Genomic DNA, 17,068 nt, shown 5'->3' with positions numbered 1-17,068 from the left:
GCAACTGTGCGGATTGCGACGGAACGGCAAGACCGCCGCAAAAGAGCAGGCACAGACAAAATCGAAGAAGTCGCGTCACCGGGGCCGAGTTCGAAGTCAACACCGATGCACCTTTCTTGCGGATTAAGCGGCGAAAGATAAACTCTGGGCAGGACTATAGCAGTCCTTCGCCGCAATGCAGAAATGCTAATGTCACCCTAGGGTGATTTGACAGTACGAATCAGCTTCCCCCGACGACAACAGGCAGTTCCGCCGTACCGATCAATCCGGTGTGATTGTCACGAACCCCGAGATGAAGCATATATTTCCCGGCATTGAGGCTGATGGGTACCTTCATTGGAATGCCCTGTTTTCGGACACGCTCGTAGGTTTCGGGTTCCAAGTCGGCATCTGCTGATTGCCCAGCGCCTTTGACCAACTTGCCGTCGGGCGTAAAGGCTTGAACCTCAAAGCTGAGATTGCAGTTCTGGCGGGCGACCTGGGTTCCGCTTCCTGAAGGTCTCGCAACGGTTTCGAACGAGACGGTGTTCGAATCAACTGCAAATTCCACCATCAATTCGCTGTTCTTGGCAGGCGGCAGGGCGCGTGCCATGAAAGTTACTTGGGTTGACGGCAAGGCGATGGAACTGACCGCTGCCTTCAAGTCGTCCGTTTTTGTCCCGGCATTTTTCCGTGCGGCATCAATTGCAAAGTATCCCTGGCGGCTACGGACGGTGAGACCAGGACGATTTACTTTTACCCTGACCTGCCGAAACTTGCCGTCCCATTTTTTGTTCGTCGGGTAATAGCTCAGCATGTAGTACGAACCGGCTTCGTCCAGGCTCAACGCAATGGAGTTGGAAATGTCGTTGGCGTGAAAGAACCGGCCGCCGGTGTCGAGTGCGGCGCGTTCCAGAGTATCGTCGGTTGCCATGCGCGCGAATTCGTCCTTGGCCAGTTTTCGGTTGGCTTCCACTGTGAGCATGATTCGGCCTGTAGCATCGCGACCGGATTGGGAGGCGTCACCCAGCGCTCCGCCAGCCAGGCCTGCAGCATCGATCGCATAAATCGCAACATGGGCATCGTTCAGCAAATTGGTGGTGACGCGGAGCTTGTCTCCGTAGTTACGGGAGGTCGACAAATCCTCGGGATTGATGCCGGAAACAGCGACAGGAAATGCGGTCGAGAACCAGAGGAGTGACTTCCGGCCACGTTGTCCCGAGAGGAATCGCGCGATTTGTTGAAGCGCATCAAGGGTAATATTGACCCGCGTGTCGCGGGCAAAGTTTTGCGCTTCATTCTCGAAGCGACGCATCATGTAAGCGATGTCGTTTGCGAACGTGTCTGAGCTTCCTCCAGAGGTGGGTACCTGAGTTGGATCGGCGCCGCTCGAATCTGGACCGCCGTGAGCCTCAGGAGGAAGAGAGATCTCGGGGGTGGAGACGTACGTTGTAGACAAGTCCCATTCGCCGGCATTTCTCGCTACCGCAGGCGCGACCGCTTGAAATTTCTGGAGCGCAGTCTTGAGTAGGGCGGGATCGCTGGTGAAAGTCTGAAGGACTATCAATTTTTCGGAAAGCACGACGACTGCAAGCTTGCGGCTGGGATCGAAGTGTTCCGCAAGGAACTTCAACATCTGTTGCTTGAGATAGTTCTGGTTCTGAGGAGGCGTATTAAGCCCATCGAGAAGCAGTACGGCGATCCGATCTGACGACTCGACCACATCGGGACGGTTGGTGGTGACATGCGGCGGAAGGACAGGTTGAGCCTTAGGCCTCTGCTGCGAAGTTGCGCCTGCTTCACTGACAGCGTACGACGCTACCGTTTGCGGTTTCCCGTCTTCAAGGATTGTGAAATCGTCTTTGGTCAGGTTGGTGACCGGACGCCCCTCCTTATCGGTGACGACAGCATCAACCGATACCATACGCGTAGTAGCGCGGATGACAAGCTCGCTTTGGTTCGGTGATTGCGACTGGGTGCCGGCGGGCGTAATGAGAGACACGGACAGAAGTACTAGAAGGAAGCTTTCCTTAACGAGGAACCCCACACGTCACCCCACACGACTAAAGATGTTTGCTCCATCAGGGACCCATCGGTGTTTTCGGTTTAGGCTTCAGCTTTTCGAATTCCTCGAGCGCTTGCTTGGAATCCGCCTCGCGACCTGTTCGCGCGTACGCGTGACTCAATTGGAAATACGCATAGTCAGTCGGATGTAGCTTCACCGAGGTTTCAAGTTCCCGCGTTGCACCGCCTGCATCACCTTGTTCCAACAATGCTTTCCCGAGCTGATAGTGGGCATCTGAATTGTTCGGCTGTTGCTTGATCACTTCCGAAAGCAGACTTGAGGCTTCGGGCGCCTGGTGTTGCTGCATTCGGATGTATGCCAACTGGTACATCGCTTGAACGCTCTGAGGATTGACCTCGAGCTCCTGCTGAAATTCTTTGGCAGCGTCGTCGAATTCACCACGCTTAAATCGCACCATTCCGATGTAGAAGTGAGCGTCCGGCAACTTCGGGTTGAGTTCAAGAGCCTGTTTGAATTCGGCGAGGGCTTCGTCGTTATCGGACTGTTCCGCGTATGCCTGACCGATAATCAAGTGAATTTCTGGCGTCGCCTTGCCGACCTCAAAGGCGCGAGTGAACAAGCGTTGACCGGTCGGGATATCTCCGGATTTTACGAACGCGACGCCAGCGGAGAGCAGGAGGCCGGGATTGTTCGACATTGTGTCCACAATCGGTCGAAGCGTCGCCGCGCTCTCCTTGAATTTGTCGGTCATGTAGTAGCTGAGACCGAGAGACTCGCGCAGATTGGAGTCAGATGGAGATTTTTTTAACAGCCGTTCAAGAGGCGGAATCGCATCGGCGTATGCTTGGGCCCGGAACGCAGCAAGGCCCCTATTACGGTCCAGTTGAGGAATGGAATCGTCCCATTTGGCAGCTTCTTTGAATTCGTCGGCGGCCTGCTTGTAGGAGCCGGCACGCGCGTCGATGACCCCGAGATTGTTATAGGCATTTCCGAGGAGTTTCGAGATATCGGCGACGTACTTCTGTTCAGACGCGTCAGATGGCTGAGCCTTGGGCGATCCCTGCATCAGCATTGCGCGAAGCTCTTTGCCACTATTTTCCGGTTGGATTGCCACGGCCGGATCACTAGTTGCGCTCTTGCTTGCGTCTTGACTTTTGAGCGCATTCGCGGCGGCGAGTTCCTTTTCGCTTTCGGGAATCTGCCCCGCGCCTGCGTACGCCTTCGACAGCATTTCGTGCGTAGTCGCGAGTTGCACGGGTGATGCACCTTGGGCTGAGGAACGCGCGAGCACCTGACGCAACACTTCGATCGCGGCATTCCAGTTCTTCTGCTGGTCGTAGAGGCGTCCGAGCAAGAGCATCGCCGCGGGGTCGTCGGGCGCGAGGGCATGCGCGGTTTTGAGCGCGGCTTCGGCCTTCGCATACTGCCCGTCTTCCAACTCGATCAGGCCAAGATAATAGTGGCTCGAATAGTCCTTCGGATTCTTTGCAAGCTCCTGCTGGAATTCGGCGCGCGCGAGTTCGTAATTTTGCTTGCCCCCCAACGCCACATAAGTCGTTCCAAGTAGGTTATGCAGGCGCGGACGCGCGGCATCGAGCGCAAGCGCAGTCTTGAACTCGCTCACCGCCTGGTCGTAATAGCCAGTCTGCCGGTAGGCTTGTCCGAGCAGCATATAAAGCTCCGGGGACTTCGCCATAGAGGCTTTCATCTCGTCGACGAGCGGAGTGACTTGAGGCAACTTCTTCAATTGAAGATAGGCGAGTGCGAGACTGTAGGCGACATCGAAGTCAGGTGTGATGGAAAGAGCTGCCTGCAACTCGGTTGAGGCACCCTCAAAATCTCCTTGCATGAAAAGGATCTTGCCCATCAGGTTGCGACCGCGTGCACTGCCCGGGTCGCTCTTCACAAGAGGTAGCAGCACGGTCCTCGCGCCCTCGTAATTGCCGGCACGGAAGTAGGCGATGCTGAGATCAATTTGGCCGTCCGTGTTTTCTGGGTCGGTGGCCACTGCCTTCCGAAGCAAATCGAGAGCCGAGGTGAACTCACCTTTTGCAACTTTCAAATTCCCGACGCGCTCGAGTGCGACCGAGATCCCCTTGCGATACTCTGCCGCAGCGCGGGTGAGGTCACTAGCAATCTGGAAAGTCTGCGCGGAATCGAAGTGAGCCTCGGGGGAACTAGCGTCCTTTTGCACCGTGGCAGCCTGCGGTGTCTGCGCAAACATCGAGGAAACGGAAACAAAGGCTATGCCGGCGAGCACTCCCGTGAACAGCCATTCGCGAATTTCGAATGTAAGTTTCATGACGCTATGGGACCTTGACTCCGGCTTCTCGTTTTCGCAGATTGTCTTCCGCTTCGCGCAGCTTCTGGAACTCGGCCATCTGGGCTTTCGACTCGTCCTGCAACCCGAGGCGGGCGTATACGAGACCGAGCTGATAATGGGTTTGCGAGGCTTCTGGCTGCAGTCGCACCGCGGCCTCCAGAGCCGCGCGCGCCCCCTGAGCGTCTCCCGCCCTAAGCCGAAGTACGCCAAGTTCGGCTTGCGCGTTAGCGTGATCGGGATTCTTCACCACCAACGCATCCAACTCTGTCCGGGCGGCGTCAACGTCGCCTTTGCGATCCGAGACCAGCGCCGAGTAGTAATGTGCATCGAGCAGGTTCGGGTCGAGCCTGAGAGTCTCATCGAACGACACTCGCGCCGCATCCAGCTCACCTTTGTTCAGGTGAATGATGCCCATAAGGAGTTGCGAATTCGCGTCTTTCGGATTCTGCTCAACGGCTTTTCGCGCCATTGGCTCGGCAGTCTCCCATAGCTCATTTTCAACCAGGGCAAACGCGAGAATGTATTGAGCATTGGGATCATTCGGACTGACGGAAGCCAGCCGTCGAGCCACAGAGACAGCCTTCTCCCGGCGACGGGTTTTGAGGTAGGCGAGCGTCAACTTCAAGAGCACTTCGGGGCGATCTGGATTTACCTCATCGCATTTCTGAAGGTACCCGACGGCCTCATCCCATCGATTGTGTTGCCCTGAGAACCGCGCCCCATCGAAGAGCAAGTCGAAGGACTTGGGATCGAGTTGCAGAGCCTGTTGGAAGAGCTTCGAGGCCTCGGGCAAATTGTCTTGCGCTTCGCGTACCCTGGCAAGCGTGTGCAAATACTTGGCCGTCGGCTTTGATGGACGGGCGATTTGCAAGATCTTCTCAGAATCTTGAATGTACCCGTTGCGGACGAGCACCGCGACGAAGTCGAGCATCACATTCGAATTCGCAGGCCCGAGTTTTACAACCTGCTGCACCAGGGGAGCGAGTTTCTGTTCCTGATGAACGTTCAGGTAATCGGAGGCCAGCGTCGGAAGAAGATCGGCGGACCGTGAAGCAACGGGAATTTTCTGAATTGTAGCGACCGAATCGGCGTATCTACCAGCCTTCTCCTGGAGGAGTGCCAGCTGCTTGCGCGAGGCCAGGTCGGTGGGATTCAGTTCAAGCAGCTTGGTGTACCAGGCGATTGCGTCGTCGAACGTTTCAGAGGCGGCCGCGGATTCGGCAAGACCGCGAAGGGCATTCGAGTCGTTCGTATTGAGCGAGTGTGCCCGATGGAAGAGCGCCGTGGCCTCTGAAGTTCGTTTCTGTTTCAAACGAACCGTACCGAGAAGGTCGAGCGCCCACCCATCGCTGGGATGTGCCTGAAGTTGCGAGAAGAGCTGTTGCTCGGCTGCGTCGAGTTGATTGCTCCGAATAAGACTTTCGATTTGGGCGCGCGGTGTTTGTTGCGCGGCGAGATAAGGGAGCAAAAGAATAAATGACAGAAGCGTGGAACTGAGCTTCTTCAATCTGATCAGGGCCCAAGGAACCACTGGGAAACTCCACTTGCGATCTAGTTGAGATGAGCGAACCAAGAGTGCGTCTCATGAGCGAAGATGACTTCGCGAGCTGATTATCCGTCTGTCTTGATAGCAAGGAAAAGGCCGGAGTGAGTATTGTCACTCCGGCCGTGGGTTGATGTCTACGCGCTAGAAGATGAACTTCAGAGCGTATTGGATTTCGCGGTTGCCGATGTTGTTCAGGAAGCCAGGCTGACCCAAGGTCGAACCCTGAACGAGGCTGGTTCCCTGAATCGTACCGTCATCAGCGATGTAGCCGTTCACCGGACCACTGGTTGCGCCGTTGGCATAGCCAGTGGCCGTGTAGGTCAGGTGGTTGTTGTTGAACCGGAACATCGGATGGTTGGCAAGGTTGAACAATTCGAAACGGAATTGCAGGTGCGCACCTTCCGTGAAGAAGTGTTTGCCATGGATCGGCAAGTTCCAGTTCTTCATGGCAGATACATCGGCATTTGCCGTTCCGGGACCGGCGCACTGACCCGGACCAGAATTCGGGTAGCCACCGAGCGGGAAACCATTGGCTGTAAACGCTGATTGATTAAGCCACTGGGAGCTGCTGCCGGTATTGCAAGCTACGTTCGAAACGACGCTCGGACGCGCACCATATTGGCCAGCGTTCGAAACGCCCCACGGGTTGTTGACTCCAATAAGCGGTACTGTACCCGCATTGCAATCGGCAAGCTGGGCTTGGGACGGACAAAGATTGGAAACAGAAAGTCCATTCACGGTGATCGCCGGACCGGAGGAGAAGTTCAAGATCGAGCCCAGTTCCCACCCGCCAGCAACACCCTTCACGAACATATTGTGTCCTTGAAGAGCCGGAGAGTTGTAAACCAAGCTGAGGTTGAACACATGGCGCCGGTCGAAGTCAGCATTTCCACGGTTGGCTGCGGAATTGTAGCTGTCAGGAACAGCGGTGGACGTGCCCACGTAACCGAGCGTAGTGGTTGAGATGTTGTGGGACCAAGTGTAGCTGCTTTGCAGAATCGAGTTGCGCGTCAATTTTGTGCTCAACATCGCCTGCAGTGAGTGGTAGATCGAATCGCCGCGGTGGTTCCACTGGGTAATCTGACCAGTGGTCAGGCCACCGTACGGGAACAGATCAGTTCGAGTGTCACCGGAATTAGCCAAGCCACGTTCTATGTAAGCTAAGCGGTTATCCGGCGCGATCTGGTTGATATCGGCGGCGGATCCAAGGTGAATACCACGCAGGGCCACCCATGCGAGTTCCAGCTTGGTGTCCTTCGTCAGCATTGCCTCGGTGGTGATATTCCACTGCCACGAGTTGGAGAGATTCGAGTTCTGCTCGAAGCTTTGAGTCGGAGTACCACCGGTGGGCCACGCATTCACCGCGCCGCCATTGTCCCAGGTGGTGGGTGTGTTGTTTGGACCGAAACCGTCGAGCGTACGGTAGCCGCTCGCAGCGGCCGCGAACGGCGGGTTCACGGACTTCGAGCGCAGAGTGAGACCGACAGGATCGCGTGCAAAGAACTGGCCAATGCCAGCACGGAGCACAAATTTGCCGGTTCCGAATACATCGTAAGCAAAGCCCAAACGGGGTTGGATCAGGTGATTGTTGGACGGACGTAAGCTACGGTATTGCGAGACAGCAGGAGTGATCGAGGAACCGAGCCCCGCGCACAAGCTAGTGTCGCCGCCCTTGGGCAACTCGACACCGTTGCACGGATCGGCTCCCTTGGTCGGATCATAGACAGCGGGGTTAAAGATGGACCAATCGTTTTTGTCCATCCACTCTGGCGGCATGAAGGACCAGCGGAAGCCGTAGTCCAAGGTAAAGCGTGGCGTCACCTTCCAGGTATCGCCAGCGTAGAACTCGACGTCGCGCCAACGAATGTCGGCGATGACGTTCTTCGCGTTCTCACCGCCGCCCCAACTCATGTTCTTGAGCAGCATGTCGCCATAGAAGTTGCCAGAACCGCCGTCCCAGCTAACCTTGTTGTATCCAGCCGAACCCCACAGACCGCCGGCTTCACCACCTTGCTCTTCGTTCTTGGAGTTCTGATCGTAGAGAATTCCGAGCTTGAGCGTGTGCTTACCCGCGACCTTGGAGAAGTCATCTCGCCAGGTGTAGAGATCCTGGTTGTTGTTCCAAGGCCCCTGTGTACCAAAGTAAGTGGAGCACCAGCAGATCGGCATCGGCAGATCACTGGAGTGGAGTTTGCCTGAAAGTGGATAGACGGTTGGAACCGCAGCGCGGATCGAATTTCCGAGAGCGGTGTCGTCACCGGCTTTGACGATGTTGATGCGGTTCGCCGAATAGGAGAACTGGAAGTCGTTCACCATTGTGGTGCCGATAGTGGTGGTCAAGCGGGCAACGGCCATCTTGCTGGGCTGCGACCACGCATCACTGACCGCCGGGAAGTCCTGCGTACCCCACAGGCCGGCTTCGCCATTGGCGGAAGCGTGCAGTGGGTTGTCCCAGGAATCCTGCGCGTAACGCAACATCAGGTTGTTGTTCTTGGTGATCTTGATGTCGCCGCGGATGTTCTCTTCGCGCCAGTTGAGGGGAACCTTGACTTGCGCGATCCAGTCATACTGGTTACAAGGACTGGCCGTCGGAAGCGGCATCATCGAGACCAGCGCCTGTCCGGCCGGGCTGAGATGGCCGGGATCCATAATTTGGCCATTCGTTCCCGAACCAACCGTGTCGCCAGTCGTGTTGTATTTCGCGAAATTAGGAGCAGCAGGTCCCTTGGAGCCCGCAGGACATGATGCAATATCGCTGAAATCGCCCGTCGCACGTTCCTGTGCGGTCGGAACCCAATCGTGGCGAACGGCGCCGCGACGTTCGTAGTTCCACTCTTCCGACCAGAAGAAGAAGACCCTGTCCTTCACGATCGGACCGCCCAACGTGTAACCGAAATCGTTACGCTGAAGAGCTTGTTTCTGGCAAGCCGGATCACTACCGCTCGTGCAAGTGTTCAGACCGATGAAATAGTTCTTGGCATTGAGGACGCCGTTACGGCCGAAGTAGTAAGCATCGCCGTGGTACTCGTTGCCGCCACCCTTGGTTACGACGTTGACCTGCGCTCCGCCACCCCCGCCGTATTCGGGGCCGTAGCTGTTGCGCAGAATCTTGAACTCTTCGATGCCGTCGATCGACGGATACATCAAAATGGTGCGCTGCGAACCAATGTCGTTGTTGTTGGCACCGTCTACACGCCACTGGTTGGCGTTGGACGGAGCGCCGCTGAACGAGATGTCGACGCCTCCCATCAAGCCCTTGCTCTTGTTGTCGAAGCCTTCCGAAACGGAAGCGCCGGGCATGATGGTGGTCAATTGGACGAAGTTGCGGCCATTCAGAGGAAGCTCGCGAACCTGGGCGCCGGTGATGACGTTGCCGACTTCGCCGTTTTCGGTGTTGAGTTCAATACCCTGGGCTTCGACCACGATTTCCTGCTTCGTGGTTCCAACCTGAAGTTTCGCATCCACACGGGTGATGCTGGAGACGTGTACCTCGACCCGCTTCGCTTCGAAATCGCTGAAACCTGATCCCGAAACTTTTACCGAATAGGTGCCCGGATCCAAGTTCGGAACCGTGAATTCACCTGCGGATTTAGTGGTCGTTGTACGCGTCGCGTTCGTTGCCTCGTCAGTAACAATGACGGTCGCTCCCGGGACTACTGCACCCTGCGGATCCGAGACGGTTCCGGTAATGGTGCCAGCGATCTTTTGGGCAAACGAAAGGGTTGATAACGCAAGGGCAATCAGAACTGCCAAACAGGCAAAGCGGTAACGCATGCCATCCCTCCACAAACCAAGTCCATCTGGTGCTACATATGCCACCTTTCGGCGGCGGCTTAAGCGACTACTCGCAAAGACAGCCTCAGGGTTCGGCGCTGGATCAGGCAGTTCGAGTCTTGCCCGATTTTTCCGCCATAACGTTATTCTGAAGCTCGGATAACGTTATTCTTGAGGCCATGCACAGGCTTGGGGCGGTATTTAAAGGTGCGTTCACATGACTTGTCAAGCCAAAAAGTGAGGAGCTCGGAAGTCTGTCAATAATATAAAGTTACTAGCTTCCCATTTTGGTCATTTTTGGCATTTTGGTGCCTTTAGCGAATCGATTTTGTGGGAGGAGCCCTAAACAGCGGGACGAGAGACTTGGCTGTACAATGACGAGATTCCGGTACCCAATGAGACTTTTTCTATCGTTTTTGGCGGTTCTTCTGACCTCTGGTTTTGGCCAGGTTCCCGGTCCACCCGCTCCCGCAAAACCGTCGATTCCGAAGTTTGAGGATATCGCTAAAAAGGCGGGTGTCACGGGGTCGCACATTTCGTCCCCGGAGCAGCACTACATCATCGAATCGATGAGCGGCGGCTCTGGACTCTTCGATTGCGATGACGACGGAAAGCTCGATCTGCTGATCGCTGGCGGATCGACTGTAGACCGATTTAAGCAAGGGGGGGATCCGCTCGTCCGGCTCTATCACCAGGATGCCGACCTAAAATTCACCGACATCACCGAAGCTGCAGGTCTGACGGTCAAAGGCTGGGGAATGGGCGTCGCGGTTGCCGACTTCGACAACGACGGGATCTTGGACATCTACGTTACCGGCTATGGGAGAAATGCGCTCTACAAGGGTCTCGGAAACTGCAAGTTTAAAGACGTGACTGAAAAGGCCGGCGTCGCGATGGATGGGTTAAACGCTGGCGCCGCGTGGGGAGATTACGACAAGGACGGCAATGTAGATCTGTTTGTGTCGAGGTACGTCCACCTCGACATAAATAACTTGCCAAGTTTCGGGAGCGACGAACGATTCTGCCGATTCAAAGGTGTCCTGGTGCAATGCGGGCCGTGGGGCATGCAAGGCGAGAGCGACAAGTTGTTTCACAACCGAGGTGATGGAACTTTCGAAGAAGTCTCAAAAAAGGCAGGCGTGGACGATCCGAAGCATCGCTACGGACTCGGTGCAATTTGGACGGATTACGACAACGATGGATGGCCGGATTTGTATCTGGCGAACGATGCGGGGCCGAATTTTCTTTATCACAACAACCACAATGGCACCTTCGAAGAAGTCGGTTTGGTCTCGGGCGTCGCACTCAGTGACGACGGACAAGAGCTTGGGTCGATGGGAGTGGACTCAGGCGACTACGACCACGATGGCAACTTCGATATCTTCGTTACGAATTTTACGGATCAACCCGACAACCTCTACCACAATCTCGGAAACAAGAGCTTTACGGACATGGCATGGGCGTCTGGGTTGGGGCAAGGAAGTTTCTCGTACGTGAAGTGGGGCACGGGATTCGTGGACTTCGACAATGATGGCTGGCCGGATGTTTTTGTTGCGAACGGACACGTCTACCCGCAGGTGGACGCGATCCCCGGGAGTCCTCGCTACCGCGAACGGATGCAGTTATTCCAAAACCTGCAAAACGGAACGTTCAAAGATATATCTGAAGGTGCCGGTTTGAATGCGATTCCCGAACAGTCTCGGCGAGGGGCCGCATTCGGCGATATCAACAACGACGGAAATGTCGACATTCTCCTGCAGAACATAGGAGAACCGCCGAATCTGCTAATCAACCAGACGCAGAATTCGAACCATCGCGTCATCTTCAAGCTCGTGGGAACAAAAAGTAACCGCGCCGCGATTGGTGCGCGGATCACGGTGATCTCTCCCACGCTCAAGCAAATGAATGAAGTTCGGAGTGGGGCGAGTTACCTCTCGATGAACGACCTACGTGTGCACTTCGGACTTGGCGCTGACGACAAGATGACCACCGTGGAGATCTGGTGGCCGACCGGAAAGAAAGAGGTCCTGCGGGATGTGCCAGGGGACTTCATTTACGAGATCGTAGAGGACCAAGGCATCCGCAAGCGCACCCAACTGCCTCCGGTCGCGGGAGCAACCAGTACGACGTCTGCCGCGGAGTCACCGAAACAATGACGTTGCGCTCTCCGGTTAGTGGATCCGCGGCCTCGCGACTTGAGCATCGTGATGAGAATCCTAGGTTGTACTTGCGATGCCCACTACTACTGCCAACCAAAAGACAAGCGGTTTTAGCACTCGTATTCTCTGAATTGGTGATGGGGACTTAACGCAGTGCGACGCTCTGAAGGCGATCCATCGCGGCTTCGCGGAATAAGTGCAGGTTACTGCGGAGCACGATACTCGGATTCAGGTTCTGCGTAGGTGCAAGTGGGGCGTTGTGCAGGAGATGCTCCGCCAAACTTCGGACGGCAATTTGCGCCTGTCGAAACGGTCGCTGGTGCATCGAAGCCGCAATTGTGCCGTCCTCCAAAAATGGAACCATTGCACCGAATAGGTCCGTGGAAATGAGCTGAACTTTTCCATGCAATCCTGAACCGTGCAGTGCGCGACATACCGGGAGACAATTGACGGTGTTCACATAGATTCCCCGCAAGTCTGGGACGTTTTTTAAGAGGTCTGAGGTTTTGCGGAAGCTCTCATCTGCGCTTTCGTGGGCTTCGATGACATCCAGGACCTCTCCGCACCTGTTGTTCCGCATGAATCCGTCTTTGAAGCCATCGGCTTTCGCCCGATGATCATGCGTATCGAGCATGCCAGTTATTACTACGACCTTCGAAGCCGCAGGCACAAATCTCGCCATCAGTTCTCCGGCGATCGCCCCATTCAAGTGTGGCTCTACGCACACGATTGATGACCGACAACTGCGCGGAGCATCGGTGGAGACACAAACAACACGAATTCCCTTCCGCTCGGCCTGATTGATGAGGGGGGTGCTGGCTTTTGGATGCCCCGGAGTTACGATGATTCCCTCGACCGTTGCCGCCATCAACTCTCGCATCGCTTCGTGATCTCCGACACCAAGTTCAGGGACAGGCCGCAATACGAATTCGACGCCACGCTCGATGAATCGGGCTGATTCCTCTTCAATCCCGCGCCACATCTCGTCATAAAAGTAGGCGATTTCGCGTGGCATGCAGACACCGATCCTGATTCGCTTGCCCGTGACGAGCGAACGTGCCGCGAGATTTGGTTTATAGCCAATTTTTTCCGCGATTTTCAATATCCGGTCGCGCGTGGCTGCATTGATGCCGGGTCGCTCATGCAAGGCACGATCCACGGTTCCGATCGAAACGCCAGCGAGCTCAGCGATTTTCGGGATTCCGCTTCTCTGTCTCAATAGCGCCTCTGGCGAAGAATTCCCGCGTGAGGAATTAAGGGATTGGACGACATCGTCAGTTGCTCTCCAATTTATTTATGCCGGCCAGGAACACAGAGTCAATGGCAATGTGGAATTCCTATTGAGAAACGGCACGCTCGCGATACACTGACCGTGCACGTACACGATAAGGCTTTTCATTCATCGCGGCAACGTGCATAATGCTGCCGCCAAGGCACGTTGGTCCATGCGCAACTTCATCCTCTTACTCTGTATAGTGGCTCTGCTCGAATTCTCAACATCCTGCCACCGTGGGCATGAAGAGGCGCGGCAATCTCGCGGCAAGGGCCCGGTGAAGATTGGATTGTCGCTCGACTCGCTGCAATTGGAACGCTGGCAACATGATCGGGATGCCTTCGTGGCGAAAGCCAGCCAACTCGGAGCCGAAGTATTCATACAATCCGCCAACGGAGTGGATGCTGTCCAGATCCGACAGTGCGAAAACTTGCTGACGATGGGCGTCGATGTTCTTGTCATAGTGCCGCATAACGGCGAAGTCATGGCATCGGCGGTGCGCAGTGCTGAGGCGCAGGGCGTGCCCGTGATCTCGTATGACCGACTGATTCGCGATTCGAATGTGAGTCTGTATGTCTCATTCGACAACAAGCTGATTGGTGAGTTACAGGCGAAATACCTCTACGCCCGCGCACCAGCGGGCAATTACATTCTTATCGGCGGTTCACCAACGGATAACAACGCTCACTTAATTCGCGAAGGCCAAATGCAGGTTCTTAGTCCCGCCATCAAGCGCGGCGACATTCGCATCATCGCGGACCAATGGGCCAAAGACTGGCTGCCTAGTGAAGCTCTGCGTCACACCGAAAACGCTCTCACGCAGGCAAATAATCATGTCGCCGCGGTGGTGACTTCAAATGACAGCACCGCCGGTGGCGCCATTCAGGCGCTTGGAGAACAGGGCTTGGCGGGGAGAGTGCTTGTATCGGGTCAAGACACCGACCTCGCGGCCGCGCAGCGCGTCGTCGAGGGCACGCAGTCGATGACCGTGTACAAGCCGATCAAGCCCCTCGCAGAAAATGCAGCAGCGGCGGCGGTAGCGCTTGCGCGTGGCGAGAAGGTCCAGTCAAATTCGAACGTTAACAACGGCGCGAAAGAAGTTCCTTCAATTCTTCTCGCGCCGATTGTTGTTGATCGCACGAACATCGATTCTACTGTCATTAAAGACGGCTTCTTGAAGCGCGAAGACATATACAAAAATGTCTCGCGCACGCAGTGGCCGAAGGACTAGCGATGCCAGAACCTCTGTTGCGCATGGTCGACGTGTCTAAAGACTTCTCCGGCGTACACGCGCTGGACGGAGTCAGCTTCGACCTGCTCGGAGGCGAGATTCACGCTCTCGTAGGTGAGAACGGCGCCGGCAAATCTACGCTCATGAAAGTTCTGAGCGGTGTCTATTCTCACAGGGAATATTCCGGAAGTGTTGTGATCGAGGGCGCTCAGCAGCAGTTTGACGGAATTCGCGCTGCCGAGCGCGCCGGAATCGCGATCGTATTCCAGGAATTGTCTTTGGTTCCTGAGCTTTCCATTGCTGAGAATATTTTCCTCGGACGGCTGCAGGCTTCCGGTCCGTTTGTGCGCTGGAGCGATGTTCACAAAACAGCGCGGGTTCTGCTCGATTCGCTTGGCGTCGACCTGCCGACAGAAAGGCTCGTCCGTGATCTCGGTATTGGCCAACAGCAACTGGTTGAGATAGCGAAGGCTCTTTCGCACAATGCGAGAATTCTCATTCTCGATGAGCCCACGGCTGCTCTAAACGAAGCCGAATCGCAGACACTCTTCGACATTCTGGGTGCGCTCCGGGGGCGGGGCCTCGGACTTATATATATTTCGCACCGCCTCGATGAGGTTCTCGCGCTCGCGGACCGGATCACAATCCTGCGAGATGGACGTACGATCGCAACTAAACTCCGCGGGGACGTCAATCGTCAGCAGATGATTTCTCTCATGGTGGGCCGCGACATCCAGCAGGTCTTCCCTGAGCCGCAGCGTGCGGCAGGTAAAGTTGCTTTAGAACTCCGGGACCTAACCGTTAAGCATCCGACATTGCCAAACCGCAATGTGCTAACAAACGTTTCGCTTCAGGTGCGTGCTGGCGAAGTGGTCGGCCTTGCGGGGTTGATGGGATCGGGTCGCACAGCGCTGCTCAATGTACTGTTCGGATCCTTTCCAGAGCACGGTACTGGGTCGATCCTCGTCGAAGGCGAGGACGTGGCGCTTACCCAACCTGCAGACGCGATCGCCCACAACATTGCCTTTGTGACGGAAGATCGCAAACGACTCGGTTTGTCGCTTGATCATTCCGTCCAGAGCAATATGAGCCTCGTCGCCTTGAAGGGTTTCGCGAAAGCATCCGTCTTGGACCAAGTTAGCGAAGTTGCTCGCGTTGAGCAGACAATGAAGGACCTGCGCGTAAAGGCGAACTCACCAGAGACGGTCGTAGGCACGCTGTCGGGTGGCAACCAGCAAAAGGTCGTACTCGGCAAGTGGTTGATGAAGAATCCAAAAATCCTCCTGCTCGACGAACCCACCCGCGGCATCGACGTTGGCGCCAAACAGGAGATCTACTCCCGAATCGACGAACTTGCGCATCGAGGCCTTGCTCTACTCGTGGTTTCATCGGAGTTAGAAGAGTTGCGCGGAATTTGTGACCGAATTCTTGTACTTCACGAAGGACGTGTCAGGGGCGAACTGAAGCGCGCCGAGGCAACTCCTGAAAAGATCATGAGCCTTGCTACTGGAATCAAAGAAATCAATTCGTCGTCGCACGGCAGGAGCGACGCATGAGCGGCAACAATCGTGCAGTAGCCACGAGTGTGCAAATTGTTGAGGCTGGAAGGACGAGCAATCTTCCGCCGCAAGTGAAGTTCGGTGCAACCGCGCGAGCTTACACGATGGCGGCTGCGCTGGTGGCGATTTGGATCGTGTTCGAATACACCACTCACGGCGTATTCCTGAATGCGCGCAACTTTTCAAACCTCACGCGACAGATGGCTGTCACCGGTGTGCTCTCTGTGGGCATGCTGATGGTGATCGTGATTGGCGAAATCGATTTGTCCGTTGGATCGCTAGTTGGTCTAACAGGGATGGCTGCAGCGCTCGTCCAGGCAAACAACGCCTGGGGTGTGACCGCGACCTTGACCATCGCTCTTGTCTTTGGCCTGATCATTGGCTGCGCACAGGGAATCCTCACTTCGTACGCTCGCGTTCCGTCCTTCATCGTGACTCTCGGAGGACTGCTTGCTTGGCGCGGCGTAACAAAAGCGATCAGTGCGGGCCAGACGATTCCAATCCAACTGTACAATTTCAACTCAATCGGCCAATCCTATCTGGACAAACCGATCGGCTGGGCGTTCGCTGCTCTGGCGGTGGTAGCGATTATCGTCACGCAGCTTCGCTGGCAGTCCTCGCGCAAGCGCCTTGGACTATCAACTCTTTCGAGTACGCAGCTTGCACTTCGCATCGGTATTCCCTCGGTTTTGTCCGTGGCCCTGGTTGCTATGCTCAACGCGTATGAAGGAATCCCTGTACCCGTCCTATTGTTCCTGATTGTCGCCCTTGCTGGCGCCTTTGTTATGTCAAACACAACCTGGGGACGTTACATGTACGCCGTCGGCGGGAACCGTGAAGCTGCGCGCCTCTCCGGCATCAACACTCGCGCGCTGACCATTGCGACATTCGGCGTACTGGGATTGCTCGCTGGGTTGGCAGGCGTAATCTATACCGCGCGCGTCGGAAGCGCATCGCCTGACGCTGGACTTCTGCTTGAACTGGATGCCATTGCGGCGTGCGTTATCGGCGGGGCCAGCTTGATGGGCGGGCGCGGTACCATAGCGGGCGCATGCATGGGCGCGCTGTTCATGGCGAGCCTGGACAATGGGATGTCGCTGAAAAACGTTCCCGATTTTACGCAAGATATCGTGAAGGGCACCATTCTCGTTGCCGCTGTTGCGCTCGACATGCTCAGCCGCAAGCGCAACGGATAGGA

General features: G+C 55.8%; 9 protein-coding genes. 4 read left to right on the top strand and 5 right to left on the bottom strand.

Annotation, left to right across the window (positions count from 1 at the left end; translation table 11 throughout):
- Positions 1-220: 220 nt before the first annotated feature.
- The 4 genes from ACID345_RS04695 to ACID345_RS04680 all read right to left on the bottom strand — a co-directional run bounded on the left by ACID345_RS04695 (position 221) and on the right by ACID345_RS04680 (position 9,648).
- Positions 221-1,981: a VWA domain-containing protein gene (locus tag ACID345_RS04695; RefSeq protein WP_148210014.1), complete on the bottom strand. Its 1,761-nt coding sequence runs from the start codon at positions 1,979-1,981 to the stop codon at positions 221-223.
- A 79-nt stretch (positions 1,982-2,060) separates the two neighbouring features.
- Positions 2,061-4,307, bottom strand: a complete 2,247-nt coding sequence (locus tag ACID345_RS04690) for a tetratricopeptide repeat protein (protein ID WP_011521717.1) — start codon at positions 4,305-4,307, stop codon at positions 2,061-2,063.
- 4 nt (positions 4,308-4,311) lie between these two features.
- The gene (locus ACID345_RS04685; protein ID WP_011521716.1) at positions 4,312-5,859 is read right to left on the bottom strand and encodes a tetratricopeptide repeat protein; all 1,548 of its coding nucleotides are present in this window, start codon (positions 5,857-5,859) and stop codon (positions 4,312-4,314) included.
- 156 nt (positions 5,860-6,015) lie between these two features.
- Positions 6,016-9,648 (bottom strand): TonB-dependent receptor, encoded by a 3,633-nt coding sequence (locus tag ACID345_RS04680; protein ID WP_011521715.1) that lies wholly within the window; start codon positions 9,646-9,648, stop codon positions 6,016-6,018.
- A 395-nt stretch (positions 9,649-10,043) separates the two neighbouring features.
- On the opposite strand from ACID345_RS04680, the gene ACID345_RS04675 reads away from it, so the two are divergent.
- A complete protein-coding gene (locus tag ACID345_RS04675) occupies positions 10,044-11,804 on the top strand; it encodes a CRTAC1 family protein (protein ID WP_187148941.1) in 1,761 nt (586 codons plus the stop codon).
- A gap of 148 nt (positions 11,805-11,952) precedes the next feature.
- On the opposite strand, the gene ACID345_RS04670 is transcribed toward ACID345_RS04675, so the two are convergent.
- Positions 11,953-13,026 (bottom strand): substrate-binding domain-containing protein, encoded by a 1,074-nt coding sequence (locus tag ACID345_RS04670; protein WP_011521713.1) that lies wholly within the window; start codon positions 13,024-13,026, stop codon positions 11,953-11,955.
- 226 nt (positions 13,027-13,252) lie between these two features.
- Between ACID345_RS04670 and xylF the strand changes: the two genes are divergently transcribed.
- The 3 genes from xylF to ACID345_RS04655 are packed head-to-tail and all read left to right on the top strand — an operon-like array spanning position 13,253 to position 17,066.
- Positions 13,253-14,311, top strand: a complete 1,059-nt coding sequence (xylF, locus tag ACID345_RS04665) for a D-xylose ABC transporter substrate-binding protein (RefSeq protein ID WP_011521712.1) — start codon at positions 13,253-13,255, stop codon at positions 14,309-14,311.
- A gap of 2 nt (positions 14,312-14,313) precedes the next feature.
- Positions 14,314-15,867: a sugar ABC transporter ATP-binding protein gene (locus tag ACID345_RS04660; protein WP_011521711.1), complete on the top strand. Its 1,554-nt coding sequence runs from the start codon at positions 14,314-14,316 to the stop codon at positions 15,865-15,867.
- On the top strand, positions 15,864-17,066 hold the full coding sequence (locus ACID345_RS04655; RefSeq protein WP_011521710.1) for a sugar ABC transporter permease: 1,203 nt from the start codon (positions 15,864-15,866) through the stop codon (positions 17,064-17,066). The genes ACID345_RS04660 and ACID345_RS04655 overlap by 4 nt, the downstream gene beginning before the upstream one ends.
- Positions 17,067-17,068: the final 2 nt, after the last annotated feature.

It is taken from the genome of Candidatus Koribacter versatilis Ellin345 (assembly GCF_000014005.1).
Classification (GTDB): Bacteria; Acidobacteriota; Terriglobia; order Terriglobales; family Acidobacteriaceae; genus Korobacter; species Korobacter versatilis_A.
This window is presented reverse-complemented; position numbering and strand designations above follow the sequence as displayed.